Annotated in this window: 14 protein-coding genes, 1 other RNA gene, 2 pseudogenes and 1 other annotated feature; of the genes and pseudogenes, 8 read left to right on the top strand and 9 right to left on the bottom strand. The window is 54.2% G+C overall.

The features are described 5' to 3' along the window. From SOR61_RS04230 to SOR61_RS04220, 3 genes are all read right to left on the bottom strand, one after another. On the bottom strand, positions 1 to 495 hold a 495-nt coding region (locus SOR61_RS04230), incomplete at its 3' end, for a class I tRNA ligase family protein (protein ID WP_320611443.1). A 58-nt stretch (positions 496 to 553) separates the two neighbouring features. Continuing rightward, entirely contained in the window at positions 554 to 1,081 is a 528-nt protein-coding gene (locus tag SOR61_RS04225; RefSeq protein WP_320611442.1) for a YcxB family protein, read from the bottom strand. A 45-nt stretch (positions 1,082 to 1,126) separates the two neighbouring features. Continuing rightward, positions 1,127 to 1,349, bottom strand: a binding site (T-box leader). Positions 1,350 to 1,387: 38 nt separating this feature from the next. Then, the gene (locus SOR61_RS04220; RefSeq protein WP_320611441.1) at positions 1,388 to 1,654 is read right to left on the bottom strand and encodes a hypothetical protein; all 267 of its coding nucleotides are present in this window, start codon (positions 1,652 to 1,654) and stop codon (positions 1,388 to 1,390) included. A gap of 422 nt (positions 1,655 to 2,076) precedes the next feature. Here SOR61_RS04220 and SOR61_RS04215 point away from each other — a divergent pair, with 422 nt between their 5' ends. Then, complete coding sequence (locus SOR61_RS04215) at positions 2,077 to 3,000, top strand: arylamine N-acetyltransferase (protein ID WP_320611440.1); 924 nt, start codon at positions 2,077 to 2,079, stop codon at positions 2,998 to 3,000. On the opposite strand, the gene SOR61_RS04210 is transcribed toward SOR61_RS04215, so the two are convergent. Then, entirely contained in the window at positions 2,893 to 3,852 is a 960-nt protein-coding gene (locus SOR61_RS04210; protein WP_320611439.1) for a tRNA-dihydrouridine synthase family protein, read from the bottom strand. The two genes, SOR61_RS04215 and SOR61_RS04210, sit on opposite strands and share 108 nt — an antisense overlap. A 237-nt stretch (positions 3,853 to 4,089) precedes the next feature. On the opposite strand from SOR61_RS04210, the gene SOR61_RS04205 reads away from it, so the two are divergent. Next, positions 4,090 to 4,368 carry a hypothetical protein gene (locus tag SOR61_RS04205; protein ID WP_320611438.1) on the top strand — a complete coding sequence of 93 codons (279 nt, stop codon included), beginning with the start codon at positions 4,090 to 4,092 and terminating at the stop codon, positions 4,366 to 4,368. Positions 4,369 to 4,454: 86 nt separating this feature from the next. On the opposite strand, the gene SOR61_RS04200 is transcribed toward SOR61_RS04205, so the two are convergent. Together SOR61_RS04200 and SOR61_RS04195 are read right to left on the bottom strand one after the other, a co-directional pair. Next, the gene (locus SOR61_RS04200; RefSeq protein WP_320611437.1) at positions 4,455 to 5,348 is read right to left on the bottom strand and encodes an SH3 domain-containing C40 family peptidase; all 894 of its coding nucleotides are present in this window, start codon (positions 5,346 to 5,348) and stop codon (positions 4,455 to 4,457) included. Between the two features lie 30 nt (positions 5,349 to 5,378). Next, a complete protein-coding gene (locus tag SOR61_RS04195; RefSeq protein WP_320611436.1) occupies positions 5,379 to 5,669 on the bottom strand; it encodes a hypothetical protein in 291 nt (96 codons plus the stop codon). 253 nt (positions 5,670 to 5,922) lie between these two features. Here SOR61_RS04195 and smpB point away from each other — a divergent pair, with 253 nt between their 5' ends. The 3 genes from smpB to ssrA all read left to right on the top strand — a co-directional run bounded on the left by smpB (position 5,923) and on the right by ssrA (position 7,411). Then, the gene (smpB, locus tag SOR61_RS04190; RefSeq protein WP_320611435.1) at positions 5,923 to 6,381 is read left to right on the top strand and encodes an SsrA-binding protein SmpB; all 459 of its coding nucleotides are present in this window, start codon (positions 5,923 to 5,925) and stop codon (positions 6,379 to 6,381) included. Positions 6,382 to 6,456: 75 nt separating this feature from the next. After that, entirely contained in the window at positions 6,457 to 6,978 is a 522-nt protein-coding gene (locus SOR61_RS04185) for a peptidylprolyl isomerase (RefSeq protein ID WP_320611434.1), read from the top strand. Between the two features lie 85 nt (positions 6,979 to 7,063). Beyond that, positions 7,064 to 7,411: a transfer-messenger RNA gene (gene ssrA / locus SOR61_RS04180) on the top strand. Between the two features lie 233 nt (positions 7,412 to 7,644). Here the strand turns inward: ssrA and nrdD are convergent. Further along, entirely contained in the window at positions 7,645 to 7,917 is a 273-nt protein-coding gene (nrdD, locus tag SOR61_RS04175; RefSeq protein ID WP_320611433.1) for an anaerobic ribonucleoside-triphosphate reductase, read from the bottom strand. Between the two features lie 63 nt (positions 7,918 to 7,980). Beyond that, complete coding sequence (locus SOR61_RS04170) at positions 7,981 to 8,142, bottom strand: hypothetical protein (protein WP_320611432.1); 162 nt, start codon at positions 8,140 to 8,142, stop codon at positions 7,981 to 7,983. A gap of 364 nt (positions 8,143 to 8,506) precedes the next feature. Here SOR61_RS04170 and SOR61_RS04165 point away from each other — a divergent pair. The 3 genes and pseudogenes from SOR61_RS04165 to SOR61_RS04155 form a co-directional block, all read left to right on the top strand. Beyond that, positions 8,507 to 9,685: pseudogene (locus tag SOR61_RS04165) on the top strand (terminase large subunit); the annotation flags it as partial. A 105-nt stretch (positions 9,686 to 9,790) separates the two neighbouring features. Beyond that, positions 9,791 to 11,110, top strand: a complete 1,320-nt coding sequence (locus SOR61_RS04160; protein WP_320611431.1) for an ATP-binding protein — start codon at positions 9,791 to 9,793, stop codon at positions 11,108 to 11,110. A 164-nt stretch (positions 11,111 to 11,274) separates the two neighbouring features. Further along, positions 11,275 to 11,608: pseudogene (locus SOR61_RS04155) on the top strand (phage portal protein); the annotation flags it as partial. Between the two features lie 231 nt (positions 11,609 to 11,839). Here the strand turns inward: SOR61_RS04155 and hcp are convergent. Beyond that, entirely contained in the window at positions 11,840 to 13,435 is a 1,596-nt protein-coding gene (gene hcp, locus SOR61_RS04150) for a hydroxylamine reductase (RefSeq protein ID WP_320611430.1), read from the bottom strand. Positions 13,436 to 13,456 lie beyond the last annotated feature (21 nt).

Genomic DNA, 13,456 nt, shown 5'->3' with positions numbered 1-13,456 from the left:
ATACAGGTTGCAGAAGGTCTCACGCACGGCCTTGGAGCAGCCCTCGTCCATGGTGAAGCGGGCGCGGTCCCAGTCGCAGCTGGCGCCCATCTTCTTCTGCTGCTCCACGATGCGGTTGCCGTACTGGTTCTTCCAGTCCCACACCCGATCCAGGAATTTCTCCCGGCCCAGGTCATACCGGGTCAGACCCTCGTTCACCCGCAGGTTCTCCTCCACCTTGATCTGAGTAGCGATGCCGGCGTGGTCGGTGCCGGGCAGCCACAGGGCCTCATACCCCTGCATCCGCTTGAAACGGGTGAGGATGTCCTGCAGGGTGGAGTCCATGGCGTGACCCATGTGCAGCTGGCCGGTGACGTTGGGTGGGGGCATGACGATGGTGTAGGGCTTTTTCTTGGCGTCCCGGACGCCGGCAAAGCACTTGTTTTCTTCCCACTGGGTGTAGATGCGGCCTTCTACCTCCCGGGGGTCATAAACTTTAGGCAGTTCTTTTCTCATGCAGATGGTTCCTCCTCATAGTCTTGTCACGGGTTCCTTGGGGAAAGGACCGTAGGGTTCAAAATTTCTGAATGGGCAGCTGGGTATGCTGACCGATGAAGGCCTTGAAGGCCATGGGATCACCGGCGGTGAAGCCTTTCTTGTCCAGCACCACCCCGTGGCTGCTGTCAAAGAAGATGGCATACCAGTCTTTGTCGCCTACCACGGCGTAGACCTGGTCATAGGGATAGTGGAGCTCTCCGGCTTCGGTGTGGCAGATGAGCTCGTCCTCGTCAAACTCGTAGGTGCAGGTACGGACGCCCTGCTGGAGCTGCCGCTGGGAAGAGCGCAGCTGGAAAGACTTCCAGGTGATGGCTACCAGAAGAAGGAGCACGCCGTAGATCAGCAGCAGGGTCCCCACCAGGGTCTGGCTCTGGTAGCAGTAAGAACCGGCCACCAGACCCACCACGCCCAGCAGGTAGCACAGGGCGCGGGTGCGGCGGGACTTCTCCTTGCGCACGCTGGCCTCAGCCAGACGGTTCAGGGCGGCGAGAGCGTCCCGGTTGTAGGTGGTTTGGTTGACAAAGGGGTAGAAAGATTCGTCCATAGAATGCCTCCAGTCATACATAAAACGCCCTGGATCCCAAGAGGGATTCAGGGCGAAGGATTCCGCGGTACCACCTGAATTCGGACAGAAAAAAACACTGTCCGCACTCATTTTCCCGTAACGGGGGACGCCGGTCTGCCTTACCAAATGGGCTGGGGCAGACAGCTCCGGGAGGACTTCAGCTGCAGGCGGGGGGAGACTTGCACCGTCCGTCTCCTCTCTGGACCCCGTAGGTCTGCTGCCTACTTGTTCCCATCATCGCTTTGTTGCTCGTAAATTTTAGTATAAAAAACGGCGGGAAGATTGTCAAGAGGGTGGAAGAATTTTGCAGGGGACAGAACGAGCAGTCCGACGCAGAAGAAGGAAAACCGCCAGAGTCATGAGAGAGTACAGCTCCACCGGCAGGAAGTCCATAAACAGGAAGTAGGGCTGCCCATAGGTCCGGGTGAACCAGAGCAGGAGCAGCCGGAGGATGACACCTGCTGCCAGGATGCCTGCGTAGACTCCTTTGGACGCTGCTGCCTGCTTGCGGAAGCGGACCAGCAGCCAGAGAAGACCGCCCAGGATAACCACGCTCAGCAGGGGACGGAGCAGGGAGGTGTAGAAGGAGACCAGAGCGTCCTCATAGGGGACGGCAGAGGCGTATTCATCGATGAACCAGAACCAAGTACTCCCTGGTCAGGGGCGGAACAAGGAGAGAAGAGGGGGAAGGCAATAGGATAATCGTACGCCAGAGGGTGCAGCAGAGAAGAAAGAAAACCTGACAAACCCCGATGGAAAGGGAGAAAAACAGGACAGCTTTCTTGGGCATGAGAGACACCTCCTACGATTGGGGGCGAATGACGGAGAAGAACAACCATCGGTTTCCTGTTTATATTATATAGGGAGAGGATAAAACCGGTCAAGAAAAAGGGTTCTTTTTGGGGAGAATTGTGAAACCTCTCTTCCCGTGGTACAATGGACCAAGCATGATGAGAAAGAAGGCACATAACGCTATGGATATCAACGCCCTCAACGGCCCCAAAATGACGCAGCAGCAGATGGAAACCTACCTTCAGCGGATTGGCCTGTCAAACCCAGTCCCCTTGACGGTGGAGGGGTTGGGAGAACTTCAGCTGGCCCACAAACTGACGGTTCCCTTTGAAAACCTGGATATTGTGGCAGGGCGTCCCCTGTCCTTGGCCCTGGACCATCTGTATGAAAAGATCGTCCTTCGGCGGCAGGGGGGCGTGTGTGCCGAGCTGAATACTTTGTATAACTGGCTGCTCTACTCTCTGGGCTTTTCGGTGACCAGCTACAACGCCCGGATGCTCACCCCGGATACCTATCTGTTCCGCCGCCATCGGATCCTGGCGGTGGAGATTCAGGGGCAGACGTATACCACCGACGTGGGCTTTGCCACGGAGAATGCCCGCTGCCCTCTTTTGTTGGAAGAGGGCTTGGTGCAGAACGACGGTCACTGTGACTATCGGTACCAGTGGGAAGACTTTTTCGGCTGGGTCCAGTGTCAGCGGCGGCCAGGCCGAGACTGGGAACGGATTCAGGCCTTTGCCCTGGAGCCACAGGTGGACCGGGACTTTGACCCGGTGCTGTTCTTTTTTGAAAAGAGTCCCACGTCCAATATGAACCAGTTTCCCCGTCCCTCCATCTATACCCGGGAGGGGATGCTGGCCCTGCGGCGGCATGTTTTCCAGGTGGAGCGGCAGGGCAATGTGGACCAGGCTGCCCCCACCACGCCGGAGGAGGAATTGCGGCTCATCCGGGAGGTCTTTCACCTGGACACCGCTGGGATCTATCCAGAGCTCAGCCGGTCAGAAGGGGGAGAAGTGGGCCCCGGGCAGCAGGTCCTGGTCCCGGAAGAGGCCCTGGACCGCAGAGGTGTAGTCGGAGAGGGTGCGGGCTTTCCGCATGGCCTTTAAGGGCTTTTCCGGGGCGGGGAAGAGATGAGACCAGTAGAACCAGAGCTCTTTCATCTTTCCCAGGACCGGCCGATCTCCGGACAAAACCGAGGCATATCCCTCCAGCAGGCGGGCATGAAATTCCATAAGCTCCTCTTTGGTGAGGGGCGGACCCCCCTGAATCTCCCGGGCCAGGGCAGGGTTGGCCACCAGTCCCCGGCCGATCATCACGTGTTGGATGGCAGGAAAGTCCTGGGAGAAGGCATGGTATTGTAAAGGAGAAGTCAGGTCGCCGTTGAAGCAGAGGGGAAGGTCCGTGTGGGACACCGCATAGCGGAAGGACTCCATCCGCAGGGCTTCCCGGTAGAAATCAGTCCGGATACGGGGGTGGATGGTCAGCTCCGCAATGGGGTAACGGTTGAAAATTTCCAGCAGACCGGGCCACTCCTCAGGGGAGTGCAGCCCCAGACGGGTTTTGACAGAGACCCGAAGATCCAGCCCAGAGAATACCTCCGCAAAGAATTGGTCCAGATGTTCGGGCAGGGATAGAAAACCGGAACCTTTCCGCTTGGCGGTCACGGTACCGGAGGGACAGCCCAGGTTCAGGTTGACTTCCTGGTAGCCCAGATCCTGGAGCGCTTTGGCGGCGGCGATAAAGTCCTCTGCCCGGTTGGTGAGCAGCTGGGGGACCAGAGGGACCCCCTGATTATGGTCCGGGAGGACGTCGGCCAGGCCCCGACCGGACAGAGGGCTGTCGGCTGTGGGAGCCCAGAAGGGGGTATAATAGGTGTGAAGGCCGGGAAACATGGCGTGGTGAACAGAGCGATAGAGCCACCCGGTGATGCCTTCCAAGGGTGCGAAAGAAATCTGCATAGAGAACCTCCCAGTTTGGACGAAGCAGAGGGGAACTGCATAGGATGAGGGTGCGGGCACAGGGAAGGGATCCGGCTCCCTGCCCGGCAGAGATATTATACAGGGGAGGAGGAAGAAAAGGAAGGAAAACCTTCCCTTTTTGCGGGAAAGGGAAGCCTTGCGAAACCATAGGGAAAACGATATAATAGCAGCATAAGGAAAGATTGTGCGTACATGGATCCAAAGGAGGTAACAGATATGGCAGAATGGAAAGACCTGAGCAACAAGGCGAAGAATCTGACCCTGGCAGGCATTGGCAAGGCCAGAGATCTGGGAAAAAGCGCCAAACTGAACCTGGATAATGTGTCCGAGGAGGAAAACCGGAAGCGCCTCTATATGGAGATCGGCAAGCGCTTCGTGACGGAGAACCCCACGGCACCTCTGGGCTACGAAGTGTGGTACCAGCAGCTGGAAGAAGTGGAAGGAAGGATCGCGGCCAACAAGGCACGCCTGAACCAGCTGAAGGACGAGGACTGACGCACAGAAAAAACCATGAGATAAGGGAAAGGGCTGTCCCCTGGGGGACAGCCCTTTCTTTATCGGTCGTGTCGTTGTGGAGTTGGTCAGATGATGCGTCGAGCAGCGAAGAAGTGCGTGGTGTAGTAATTGGAGTTCAGGTCGCTGATGATGACGCCGGAGGTGGGGGTAGAGGCATGAATAAGCTGTCCGTCCCCAATGTAAATGCCCACGTGGGTGACCACAGTGCCGTTGCTGGAGAAGAGCAGCAGGTCAGCGGGCTGGAGCTGGTCTTTGGTCACAGGCATACCGTTGTACAGCTGATCCTTGGAGGAGCGGTTGAGGGTGTAGCCGAAGTGCTTAAAGACGTAAGAGGTGAAGCCGGAGCAGTCAAAGGTATTGGGTCCGGCGGTGCCGTAAACATAGGGATAGCCCAGGTATTGCAGGGCATAGTCCACGATCTGCTGAGCCAGGGTAAGGTCTCCGCCGCCGGGGTTTCCGCCGGGATGGTTGATCTCGTCTTCGTGCTTTTCGATGACGAACTCAGCAGAGACGTAGCCGGTACGGCCGTTGCAGGAGATCTGGTACCATCCATTGGTCTTCCCGGTGATGGGGAAGAAGTCGCCGTCAAAGACGGAGCAGAGGATGCCATAGTTGGTGCCGGGACCTTGACGGACCCGGAGAGAATCCCCGCCGGCGTTGACGCAGGCGTAGAGCTTGGCGTTCTGGGCGACCACAGAGACGTTGGCGGAGCTTTCATTGCCGTTTTTGTCGTGGTAGGAGACCTGGATGTTGCCGGTCGCCTGATCGGGAGAGACCGGAATGGGGCTGCGGTTGCCGGCGGTTGCCTGGCTGGAAGAGATGATATTGGGACCCCGGTCCACACGGGAGGTGTTGGTGGAGCTGCTTTCAGCCGGAGCAGCCAGGGCGGTGATAGACAGGAGAGAACCGGCCAGCAGAGCGGAAGCCAACACCCGGGAGAAACAATGCAAAGATTTCATAGGATACCTCTCTCAGGGGGAAGGGATGGGTCAGCGGCTGGCCAGAGCTCTGTCCAGCCAGACGGAAGCGATGTCGATGGCGGAGTAGAGGCTGTCCTTTTCGCTGCGCTTGACCACCCGATCCCGGCCCTTCAGGTCGGGGTCGGTCAGCTGGAGCTGGATGCTCACCTTGGTGGCCACGTTCATGTCGCCCACGGGTTTGGTGTCCAGGATCTGAAGCTGGATGATGTGGGAGTCGGACATGCTGCCATAGTAAATCATGTTGTCCTTCCGGAGAAGGGGATGACCTTTATAAGTCAGGGGGATCTTTTCGTTTGCCATAAAAACCTCCATATACACATAGGGCAAAGGGATGGGAGGGCAAAAGCATGGTGCCTCCAAAAAAGGGCAGGGCAAGGTGCCCTGTTTGTAAATGTAACCAAATTGTAACACATAGCAGGTAGGTTGTCAAATTGAATTCTGTAAACATTGTTTGAACAGGGGGAAAGGCGGGTCTGGACCCTTGACAGAAGGGAGATAATAAAGGATAATAAAAACACTGTTGCAGGCATTTGCCGGAGAGGAGGTGTCCGTCTTGGCGGGAGAAAAAACCAAGCAGATTGCGCAGAACCGCAAAGCGTTCCATGACTACTACGTGGAGGACCGCTACGAGGCGGGCATCGAACTGGCGGGGACCGAGGTCAAGTCCATCCGCATGGGGAATGTCAACCTGAAAGATTCCTTCTGCACCATCAAGGATGGGCAGATGACCTTAAACGGAATGCATGTGAGTCCCTATGAAAAGGGAAACATTTTTAACCGGGAACCCAGACGGCCCCGCCGCCTGCTTATGCACAAGCGGGAGATCCTTCGCCTGTTTGCCAAGATCAAGCAGGACGGCTACACGCTGGTTCCTCTGAGCCTGTACTTTAAAGGGCCCCGGGTAAAAGTAGAGATTGGCCTGTGCAAAGGCAAGAAGCTCTACGATAAGCGGGAGGCGGCAGCAAAAAAAGACGCCAAGCGGGATATGGACCGGGCGCTGAAACAGCGCTGAGCAAAGAAAGTCCCGGTTTCGGTTGTATGATCTATCATCGCGTTATCTATGATATGTAGTAAGGAGAGCATACCTATGGCACAGAATCCCATTGTTACCATTGAAATGGAAGACGGCGGCAAGATCGTCGCGGAGCTGTACCCTGACATTGCGCCCATCAGCGTCAACAACTTCATCAGCCTTATCAACAAGGGCTTTTACGATGGCCTCATCTTCCATCGCGCCATTTCCGGTTTTATGATCCAGGGCGGCGACCCCCAGGGCATCGGCATTGGCGGCCCCGGCTACTGCATCAAGGGTGAGTTCGCTTCCAACGGCGTGGCCAACCCTCTGAGCCACAGCCGCGGCGTGCTGTCCATGGCCCGGGCCCAGAGCCCCAACTCTGCCGGCAGCCAGTTCTTCATCATGCATGCCGACGGTGACTTCCTGGATGGCCAGTATGCAGCCTTTGGTAAGGTGACCGAGGGCATGGACGTGGTGGACCGGGTCGCCGCTGTGAAGACCAACTTCAGCGACAAGCCCAAGGAAGACCAGCGGATGAAGAAGGTGACCGTAGATACCTTCGGCGTCACCTATCCCGAACCCGAGAAGATGTAAGATCTCTCAACTATCAGCAATCCATACCTCTGGCAGGGAGGATCTCCTCCCTGCCAGAGGATACCCTGCACAAGGGTCATAATATGGGGGCGTACTGGTTTCGACGGGGACATGGGTGCAGGAATAGCGGGCGGATGTGTCTGCCATCCTTAAAACAGACAACTTATAAATTAAAGAACAACGACAACGAAGTTCTCGCCGCTGCTTAATAGCGGCCGTCCACCCCGGAAGGACCACGAGCCGGGCTTGGGCGTGATCTAAGTGGTGCACGTGACCGGGGTAAGCTTTGCCCCCGGCATGACCAATGAAGCTACCGGACCATGAAGCATGACGGCTTGCGTCATGGCGAGGGAATGTAAAGAACCGTCTGCGCCCGGAGAGGTTCCTGAGGAAGTGTTATCGGACGGGGGTTCAACTCCCCCCGCCTCCACCAAGAAGAAACCCCTTGAGCCAAAACGGTTCAAGGGGTTTCTTCTTTGTATATCAGCGTTTTTTGTTCTTGTTCGGTTTTATAATAACGAACACAGCGTTATATATAACAACAGAATTAGCAAAGGGAAAACCAAAAACGCTAACGGAAATACTAACGAAGAAAGAGACCGGATCCCAACAAGACTAAACAAGAAAAATCCCGCCCTCTGAAAAAAATCCAGGGGTGGGATTTTTTTACACGCTGTGCTTCACCCTATCGTGCACCTCTGCCAGCTTCCCGTTATTGAAGCGGCCCAGGTCGCCCACCAGGTAGCCGGTAATGCGCCGGATACGCTGGAAGGGGATCTTTTCAAAAATGGGCGTGATCCCGTATTCGTCCGGGTTCCCTGTGGTGCGGATGGAGATCTCCACCACCTTGCGCCCGTCTTCCTGCTCCATCATGGCAACGGCCTTTTGGATGATCTCGTCTGGCAGGCCCTCCGGGTTATTGATCTTCACGTCTTGCATAACGACGCCTCCTCTCTGATGACTTTAGTCTATCACACATCGGAGGAATTGCCAGTGATAAAATCACCGATCATACAACCCCGCCCGGTCGTTGATCACCAGCACTCGCAGCAGGTCGCTGGTGAGCCCCAGGCCGCTGCCGTCGCCCCGCAGGTAAGTGTTCTTGTCTAACCAGCTTCTTGACGGTCTCCTGGCCCCACGCAGGCACCTCCTGGATCGTCTCATACACTACGGTGCCTTTCAGCAGTTCATCATCTACAATCCGTCTGACTTCCAGTTCGTTCATGTCAGGCTCCTTTCTCTTGCGCATTTCCTTCTGAACGTCTGCCAACAAGATCATCAAGAATAAGCGCTACATCGGCATCTATACCTAAAAGGGCTGACCTACTCGGTGGCAGTCGGCACAGAAACGGAACGCAAAGCCGCTCTCCGGCAGAAGGTCAGCGTGTACATCATCAACCGGGAAAATGTCCAGTGGCTCGTGGAGGAAAGCGGCGTTTCGTTCGATTATGACATGGTGGTCATCGATGAGCTGTCCTCCTTCAAAAACTGCCAGGCAAAACGGTTCAGAAGCCTGCTGAAGGTTCGCCCGTCGATCAAGCGCATCGTCGGGCTGACGGGCAGTATCTATCAAGTTCTATCCGCCGATGTTGGCAACAAGCATGGCTTCAATACCCACGGCGTGGTATTTGACGAATTGCACACGCAGCCCAACCGCAAGCTGTTTGATGTTATGACCAAAGGCTCCGGTGATGCCAGAATGCAGCCGCTGTATTTCCTTATCACCATGGCGGGCAACGATACAAAATCCATCTGCTACGAGGTGCACCAGAAAGCCCAGGACATCATTGCCGGACGGAAGATTGACCACACCTTTTACCCCGTTATCTACGGTGCGGATGAAAGTGATGACTGGACAGATCCGGCGGTCTGGAAGAAGGCCAATCCATCCCTTGGTATCACGGTAGGTATCGACAAGGTCAAGGACGCCTGCGAATCCGCAAAGCAGAATCCCGGCGAGGAGAACTCCTTCCGGCAGTTGCGACTCAACCAGTGGGTCAAGCAGGCTGTGCGCTGGATGCCCATGGAGAAATGGGATATATGTGAGTTTGCCGTCAGCGAGGACGATCTGGAAGGCCGTGTCTGCTACGGCGGCTTGGACTTGTCCTCCACCACGGATATTACAGCATTCGTATTGGTATTCCCGCCGCTGGACGATGAGGATAAATACATTATCCTGCCGTACTTCTGGATACCGAAGGACAATCTCGATTTGCGAGTGCGCAGAGATCATGTTCCATACGATGTGTGGGAACGGAAAGGGTATCTCCAAACCACCGAGGGCGATGTTGTCCACTACGGCTACATTGAGAAATTCATCGAGCGTCTGGGCGAACGGTTTAATATCCGAGAGATTGCCTTTGACCGATGGGGAGCCGTGCAGATGGTGCAAAACCTGGAAGGTTTGGGCTTTACGGTCGTTCCCTTCGGGCAGGGCTTCAAGGATATGTCTCCGCCCACCAAGGAACTGATAAAGCTGGTGCTGGAGCAGCGCATTGCCCACGGAGGGCATCCTGTCCTCCGCTGGATGATGGATAACATCTTCATCCGCACCGACCCGGCGGGCAACATCAAGCCGTACAAAGAAAAGTCCACGGAGAAAATCGATGGTGCGGTAGCGACCATCATGGCGCTCGACCGTGCGATTCGCTGTGGAAATGATAACGGTGAGAGCGTGTATGACCGCCGTGGTCTGCTGTTTATATAGTTGTATGCATTTCCTGTCGAAAATAGAAAGTTTTTGCTCCCGATTGCAAAGACTTTATATTTTTATAAGTTTGTGCTATACTAATGCTGACAGGAGGAATGTACCATGATAGAATCCCATGAACTGAAAAAACGGGATCGGTATCTGGAACAGCTGATCGGTTTTCAGGATACCGAGCCGGTTAAGGTAATTACAGGCATTCGCCGCTGCGGAAAGTCCAGCCTGTTAAAGCTGATGGTCGCTCACCTCAAGGAAAGCGGCGCCCGTCCGGAGCAAATCGTTGAGATGAATTTCGAATCCCACGATTCCAGAAAAATGACCTCGGATGACGTATATGAGTATGTGAAAGAGCGCACTGTACCCGGCAAACGGATGTATCTCTTTTTTGATGAGCTGCAAAGAATAGAAGTGTGGGAGGACGCCATCAACGCTTTTCGTGTGGATCTGGATTGCGATATCTATGTTACAGGCTCTAACGCTTACCTGCTTTCATCGGAATACTCCACCTATCTCTCCGGGCGGTGCGTGGAAATAAAAATGCTCCCGCTGTCCTTCAGAGAATTCCTGTATTTTCATGATTTTGAGGTCAGAGAAACGCAGAGCGCACTTGGAGGACTTCGCCGACAGGTATTTGATAAAAACGGTGAACGATACGAGCTGCGGGAGGTCTTTGACGCTTTTATGCGTTTCGGAGGAATGCCGGGTATTGCCGATGTAGGACTCAACCAGGAAAAGGCACTGACGCTCCTTGACGGAATCTACTCCACAGCCGTTGTTCGGGATATTCTGGAGCGTGAAAAGCGGCGCGGGCAAAGACAGATCACAGACCCGGTGCTGCTCCGTAAGATCATTCTGTTTCTTGCCGATAACATCGGAAGCAGTATTTCCATCTCCTCCATTGGAAACACCTTGATGAACGAGGGACTGCTGGAGGATGGCAAACGGAAAGGGACACCGAGCGCGCACACGGTTCAAGCGTATGTCAATGCGCTGGTGGAAAGCTATTTCTTCTATGAAATCAAGCGGTTCGATATCAAGGGCAAGGAGTACCTTCGCACCCTTGGAAAGTATTATATCGTTGATATCGGTCTTCGGAATTATCTGCTCGGTTTCCGAAATCGGGACAGCGGACACGCAATTGAAAACATCGTATACTTTGAACTGCTGCGCCGTGGTTACGATGTCGCAATCGGTAAAATCGATAATACCGAGGTAGACTTCATTGCCACATCTGCGGATGACAAAAAGTATATCCAGGTTACGGAATCCATGCAAAGTGAGGATGTTCGCAAAAGAGAACTCGCTCCTTTGCAGAAAATCCGTGATAACTATGAAAAGATCGTTTTGTCGCTTGAACCGGGACTCGATGCTTCATACGATGGAATCAAGTCAGAAGGTCTGGTCGACTGGCTGCTGAGCGAGTAAATGATGCATTTTCGGAGCGCAATAAAAAGTTTTTGCACTGAATTGCAGAAACTTTTGAAAATTGCGTATTTTCAAACTGTATAACACGCAGAAATTGAGTGCTTTAAGCATCTGTCTACAGGCAGGTGCTTTTCTAATGCCTATTTTGAAGGAGAGTGATGCACATGGGTATCTTTTCAGGGCTGTTCAGATCCAGAGACAAGCCCAAGGACAGCACAGCCGGTTCGAGGTTTGCCTTTTACATGGGCGGCACGACCTCCGGCAAGGCGGCGACAGAACGTTCCGCCATGCAGATGACGACGGTGTATTCCTGCGTCCGTATTCTGGCGGAAGCTGTTGCCGGACTGCCGCTTCATTTATTATAGATACACGGACAGCGGCGGCAAGGAAAAGGCTCCTGACCATCCGCTGTACCTGCTGCTCCACGATGAACCGTACCCGGAGATGAGTTCCTTCGTATTCCGGGAAACGCTCATGACGAATCTATTGCTGTGGGGAAAGTAAATGTATCAAAAGTATCGTTTAGTAATGTCTGATAAAGCTTTGTATCTCATATCACGTAAACAGCTGAATTGGTGCGGCATAGTGGATTATGCAATCGTATGCGCAAAGGACGATGTCCGCTTCACCTTAAAAAACAGGCAGGAAATCCGGGCATAAGGCGCAAAAAATCTCCTCACTACCATTACGGCGGTGAGGAGTTTTTCTCTGCGTGTTGGTAATAAATTGTTATTTCAGAAGATGCTTCAGATCTTCCTCCGGCGTAGAGATAGGGGCAATGCCAAAATTATCCACGAGATAATTCAGCACATTGGGCGATACAAAAGCCGGGAGGGTCGGTCCAAGACGGATGTTCTTAATTCCTAAGTACAGCAGTGTCAGCAGGATACATACTGCCTTCTGCTCGTACCATGAGAGTACCAGAGACAGCGGCAAATCGTTGACGCCGCAGCCGAAGGCATCCGCCAGAGCCAGTGCGATCTTTACTGCGCCGTAGGCATCGTTGCACTGACCAACATCCATAAGCCGAGGCAGACCGCCGATTGTGCCGAGGTCAAGATCGTTGAAACGATATTTGCCGCAGGCCAGCGTCAGCACCACGGTATCGGAAGGCGTCTGCCTGACAAACTCAGTGTAGTAGTTGCGTCCGGGACGTGCACCATCGCAGCCGCCAACCAGGAAAAAGTGACGGATTGCCCCGCTCTTTACAGCCTCGATCACCTTATCCGCCACACTCAGCACCGTGCCATGACTAAAGCCCGTCGTGACCGTGCTTCCTCCGTTGATGCCGGTGAATGCTTTATCTTCGGCATAGCCGCCCAGCTCCAGTGCTTTTTCAATGACGGGTGTAAAGTCCTTGTCCTCACCGATGTGCGTCAGTTCAGGATAGGAAACCACCGCCGTAGTGAATACTCGATCAACATAGCTTGCTTTCGGCGACATAAGACAGTTGGTGGTGAAAAGAACGGGTGCGGGGATATCTGCAAATTCCTTCTGCTGATTCTGCCAAGCCGTACCGAAGTTGCCTTTCAGGTGAGAATACTTTTTCAGTTCCGGGTATCCGTGCGCAGGCAGCATCTCCCCATGGGTGTAGATGTTGATGCTCTTGCCCTCTGTTTGCTCCAGCAGCAGCTTCAGGTCGTGTAGATCGTGACCTGTGATTACGATGAAAGGTCCCTTCTCCACGGTCAGCGGAACCGTAGTCGGTGCAGGAGTACCGTATGTTTCCGTGTTTGCCTTATCCAGCAGTTCCATACACTTGAGGTTTTTCTCGCCAACCTCCATGACGATGGGCAACAGCTCATCCATACCCCAATCTTCTCCGACAGCAAAGAGCGCTTTTGCAAAGAAGCGGTTTACTTCTTCGTCGGTATAGCCCAGTACCATTGCATGATGCGCATAGGCTGCCATGCCACGCACACCGAAAAGAATCAGAGACTTGAGGCTACGAATATCCTCCCCGGCATTCCACAGCAACATCATGTCGTAATCGTCGTTCCGACCGCAGCGAGATGCGAAGCCGGAACAATTAGGAACCAGCCGTTCTTTTTCAGCGTGTACTCGGGCAATCATTTCCCGTATAGTTTTCTCATTAAAGTTCACATTGGTGACGGTGGTGAACAGCCCTTCAATCAACAGTCGCCAGGTATCCGATGTTGTCTGCGTATCGCCGTCCGTTGACCGAGCCAGCCCGATGAGAGCCCTAGTCAGTTCATCCTGAAGATGTGCCACATCGGAAGTCTTGCCGCAGACGCCGGCTTTTCCTGTGCAGCCGGTGCAACCCGCTGTTTGTTCACACTGATAGCAGAACATTTTGTTATCCATAATATATACCCCTTTCTATGA

The organism is Evtepia sp. (assembly GCF_034090835.1).
In the GTDB taxonomy this organism is placed as follows: Bacteria; Bacillota; Clostridia; order Oscillospirales; family Oscillospiraceae; genus Evtepia.
The sequence above is the reverse complement of the archived record's forward strand: the minus strand, read 5'-3'. Positions and strand labels throughout refer to the sequence as shown.

Coding starts and splice junctions, on each gene's coding strand:
- SOR61_RS04225 (WP_320611442.1), bottom strand. CDS start 1,081: ATGGACGAATCTTTCTACCCCTTTGTCAACCAAACCACCTACAACCGG.
- SOR61_RS04215 (WP_320611440.1), top strand. CDS start 2,077: ATGGATATCAACGCCCTCAACGGCCCCAAAATGACGCAGCAGCAGATG.
- SOR61_RS04210 (WP_320611439.1), bottom strand. CDS start 3,852: ATGCAGATTTCTTTCGCACCCTTGGAAGGCATCACCGGGTGGCTCTAT.
- SOR61_RS04205 (WP_320611438.1), top strand. CDS start 4,090: ATGGCAGAATGGAAAGACCTGAGCAACAAGGCGAAGAATCTGACCCTG.
- SOR61_RS04200 (WP_320611437.1), bottom strand. CDS start 5,348: ATGAAATCTTTGCATTGTTTCTCCCGGGTGTTGGCTTCCGCTCTGCTG.
- SOR61_RS04195 (WP_320611436.1), bottom strand. CDS start 5,669: ATGGCAAACGAAAAGATCCCCCTGACTTATAAAGGTCATCCCCTTCTC.
- SOR61_RS04185 (WP_320611434.1), top strand. CDS start 6,457: ATGGCACAGAATCCCATTGTTACCATTGAAATGGAAGACGGCGGCAAG.
- nrdD (WP_320611433.1), bottom strand. CDS start 7,917: ATGCAAGACGTGAAGATCAATAACCCGGAGGGCCTGCCAGACGAGATC.
- SOR61_RS04170 (WP_320611432.1), bottom strand. CDS start 8,142: ATGAGACGATCCAGGAGGTGCCTGCGTGGGGCCAGGAGACCGTCAAGA.
- SOR61_RS04160 (WP_320611431.1), top strand. CDS start 9,791: ATGATAGAATCCCATGAACTGAAAAAACGGGATCGGTATCTGGAACAG.
- hcp (WP_320611430.1), bottom strand. CDS start 13,435: ATGGATAACAAAATGTTCTGCTATCAGTGTGAACAAACAGCGGGTTGC.